Here is a 3447-nt window from a genome sequence, read left to right as displayed (position 1 = left end):
GTTGCCCTCTTTCCCGACCATTCCGGTTCTTCATGCGATTCTTCCCGCTCATTTTGATTCGTCTGGTAAACCCCGCGGTGGCTGACAAGCTTGAAATAAAGCGCTGCCAGGTAAAGCAAAATCATGATGATGCTGATGCCGACGCTCATCGACAGCTTCCTCGGCTCTGTCATTTCGGCTGAAAATACTTCTGGGATGACGAAAGCGACAATCACCGCGAACATGAGCAAACCTGAATTGTGTCTCGCATCATACACGTTGAATTCCTGGCGCTTATATTTCAGGCCCCCGATGAAAAACGACAGGCCGGCGACCAGGAGAAGGTTGCCGAGGACAGATCCTGTCAGCGATGCGAGCACAATGCCGATCAGTCCTTCCCGCAACGCGAAGATCGAAATGATCAGCTCAACGGCGTTTCCGAACGTCGCATTTAAAAGGCCCCCGATCCTCGGACCCGCAATAATCGCAAGGCTTTCGGTGGCTCTTCCCATATAGCTTGCAAGCGCGATAATCGTCAGGCAGTATATGATGAACAATAAAACCTGCGGCCAATGCAACATGCTCCCTGCAACAGAAAGGGGAACTCCCGCAGCCATCATCAAAAAGAAAAAACGGCCCATTTTTCATTCCTCTTTTCTTTTTTGGTGTAGGTTATTTTTGTGCGAACTTTTCAGTTTATATACGGCATACTGATCTATTCCGCATTGACGCAGGTTTTTAAACATCAGCGAATCTGAAATGTTTCGATGATCTCGATGCTGTTTTCAACAGACCTCACCATGGCACAGTTTTTCAGCGCTACTTTCAGCGCCTTTTGAATTTGTTCTTTACCGAGGTTTTCTCCCTTCAACATGAAGTGAAGATGGATGCTTTTGATGCGGCCCGCCTCTTCGGAAATGCGTTCTTCTTTTGTCTCGATGGTTATATCTTTCAGCTGTATCCTTTTCTTTTCCAATATGTTATGAAGACCGGTTCCGCTGCATGCCGCAATCGAAGCGGCCAGCAATTGATAAGGCCTGAATCCTGCTTCTTCATTGCCTGATATCTTAAGCTTTCCATATTCCAGATCAGCCTCAAAGCCGTTCTGATTCCACACGATTTCCATGATTCACACCTCATTTGACAGAAAAAGAAAAATCGCCTTGCCTAAAAACTTGTGAAAGTTGTACGATCAAAGAAGGATTACGGATAAGGAGAATCGGCCGATGACTAGATTTCACTTTTTCATTCTCGTTTTGATTGTCAGTATATCAGGTTTTTCGCAAGGGATGCTCCTTCCGGTCATCTCTGTTATTTTCGAACAGGAAGGCCATTCGGCTGCGCTGAACGGTCTTCATGCGACAGGCCTCTACATCGGCGTCCTGATCGCTTCGCCGTTTATGGAAGCACCGCTTCGCAGGCTCGGTTTTAAACCGCTGATCGTCATCGGCGGGGTGATGGTGTGCGCGAGTTTGTTCGCCTTTGTTTTTATTCAGTCGTTTATCGTCTGGTTCTTTTTACGGCTCTTGATTGGAATCGGGGATCATATGCTGCACTTTTCAACGCAAACTTGGGTGACCACATTATCGTCTGAAAAAAACCGCGGCCGCAATATCTCTTTGTACGGCCTTTCGTTTGGTTTGGGATTTGCTGCCGGTCCTTTTTTAACGCCGCTTGTCAACATTGCCCCGTCATTGCCGTTTATCGTCTCAGGTGCATTCAGCCTGCTGGCGTGGCTGTTTATTTTTTGCCTTCAAAACGATTTTCCTGAGAAAAGCGGCTCTGAAAGCCGCAGCGATAACAGCTTGAAGCGCTTCGTCCAAGCCTTTCTGCTAGGATGGGTCGCGTTTTTGCCGACATTCGGCTACGGCTTTTTGGAAACCGCCCTGAACGGCAATTTTCCCGTCTACGCGCTCCGCTCGGGCATTTCCGTCGAAGGCCTATCAATTATTCTTCCGGCTTTTGCGATCGGAAGCATCGTCTTTCAGTATCCGCTCGGCGTGTTGAGCGACAAGTATGGAAGACGAAATGTGCTCCTTGTCATATTGGCTGTCGGGGCAGGCTGCTTCTTTGCGGCGGGCTTTTCCGATTCCGTCCCCTTGCTTGCGGCATGTTTTTTCATAGCCGGAATGGCTGTTGGATCAACTTTTTCACTCGGCATCAGCTTTATGGCCGACCTGCTTCCAAAACGCCTTCTCCCGGCCGGAAACTTGATGTGCGGAATCACCTTCAGCTTCGGAAGCATTTTCGGCCCGGTTGCCGGCGGCTGGTATATGCAGACATTTCATAACAGCAATCTGTTTTATTTGATTACAATCGTGATGGTGTTGATCTGGATCGGGGTGCTCTTTGGCAGAACGAAGAAAAACGGCGCTCTCGAACAATCTGAGGCGGCGCCAATGTAAAAAAGGCCGGCTGCTTACTATAGGCAGCCGGCCTTTTCGAAAACGTCAGGCAGGTTTAATGATATCCGTTTTGTCCGTTGGCGCTTCCGCTCGTTTTGTTCTTCGGACTTTGCTTTGAATTTTGTTTATTATGGCTGCCGCCTTTTTTCGTGTGTTTTGTCATGATGATCCCTCCGCTTTTGAACTCATGAAACGTTCTTTTATAGATTGCTCATTTCCGCGGATTTTCTTCAGGAATGATTTTACGTTTATGTAAAAGGGCATTGATCTCCCCTCCAAGAATAATCATCATTCCGCTTAAATAAAACCAGATCATCAGGACGATGATGCCGCCGAGGCTTCCGTATGTCGCGCTGTAGTTTGCAAATTCGCTGACGTAGTATGAAAACAGCATGCTGACGAGGATCCAGCCGGCTGTCGCTGCAACGGCTCCCGGAAGCACGAATTTAAATGACAGCCGCTTATTCGGGGCAAAAAAGTATAAAGCCGTAAAGACGATCAGCAGCACAAGCGGGCTGATTCCCCAGCGGAGCGCTGACCATGCCGCTAGAAACATTTCCGGCGTACCGTCCAAATTGGCGATGAAATGGCCGATGGCCCTCCCGAATACCGGAAGAAGAAGCGCGACCAATATGGTGAAAACCATCGCGGCGGTCAGGAGGAGTGATGTCAGCCGAACCATGATGAATGAGCGGTTTTCCTCCACTTCATAAGCATGATTAAAGGCTCTGACAATCGCGTTCAATCCGTTTGACGCAGACCAGAGCGCCGCGATGATCCCGAAAGAAAGCAGGCCCCTGTTTCCTGTATTGAGCGTCTCTTCAATAACGGATATCGTGTCTTCTGGAGCATATTGTTCAATCAGCCCGATGACATCGCCCGTTTTGACAGGCAGGTAGCCGATCAAAGTCAATAGGAAAATCATAAACGGAAACAAGGACAGCAGGAAAAAGTATGCAAGTTCCGCCGATTTGCTCGGCCCTTCATGAAGGAAAAAACGCCAAGCCAGCTCTTTCAAAAAGCTCATTCTTTTTCCGGCTCCGTACGCCCTTTGGATTTAGCT

At 48.4% G+C, this 3447-nt stretch carries 4 protein-coding genes; 1 reads left to right on the top strand and 3 read right to left on the bottom strand.

The genetic code is table 11. The annotated features are described in order from the left end of the window. On the bottom strand, window positions 1–620 hold a 620-nt coding region (gene cax, locus C1T29_RS24705; protein ID WP_231516542.1), incomplete at its 3' end, for a calcium/proton exchanger. A gap of 104 nt (window positions 621–724) precedes the next feature. Next, window positions 725–1105 carry an OsmC family protein gene (locus tag C1T29_RS05145; protein ID WP_208945632.1) on the bottom strand — a complete coding sequence of 127 codons (381 nt, stop codon included), beginning with the start codon at window positions 1103–1105 and terminating at the stop codon, window positions 725–727. A 100-nt stretch (window positions 1106–1205) separates the two neighbouring features. Here C1T29_RS05145 and C1T29_RS05140 point away from each other — a divergent pair, with 100 nt between their 5' ends. Then, entirely contained in the window at window positions 1206–2384 is a 1179-nt protein-coding gene (locus C1T29_RS05140; protein WP_023855869.1) for an MFS transporter, read from the top strand. Between the two features lie 211 nt (window positions 2385–2595). Here C1T29_RS05140 and C1T29_RS05135 read toward each other — a convergent pair whose 3' ends face one another. Next, a complete protein-coding gene (locus tag C1T29_RS05135) occupies window positions 2596–3411 on the bottom strand; it encodes a YihY/virulence factor BrkB family protein (protein ID WP_103750491.1) in 816 nt (271 codons plus the stop codon). Window positions 3412–3447 lie beyond the last annotated feature (36 nt).

Source organism: Bacillus sp. MBGLi79 (assembly GCF_002953915.1).
This window is presented reverse-complemented; position numbering and strand designations above follow the sequence as displayed.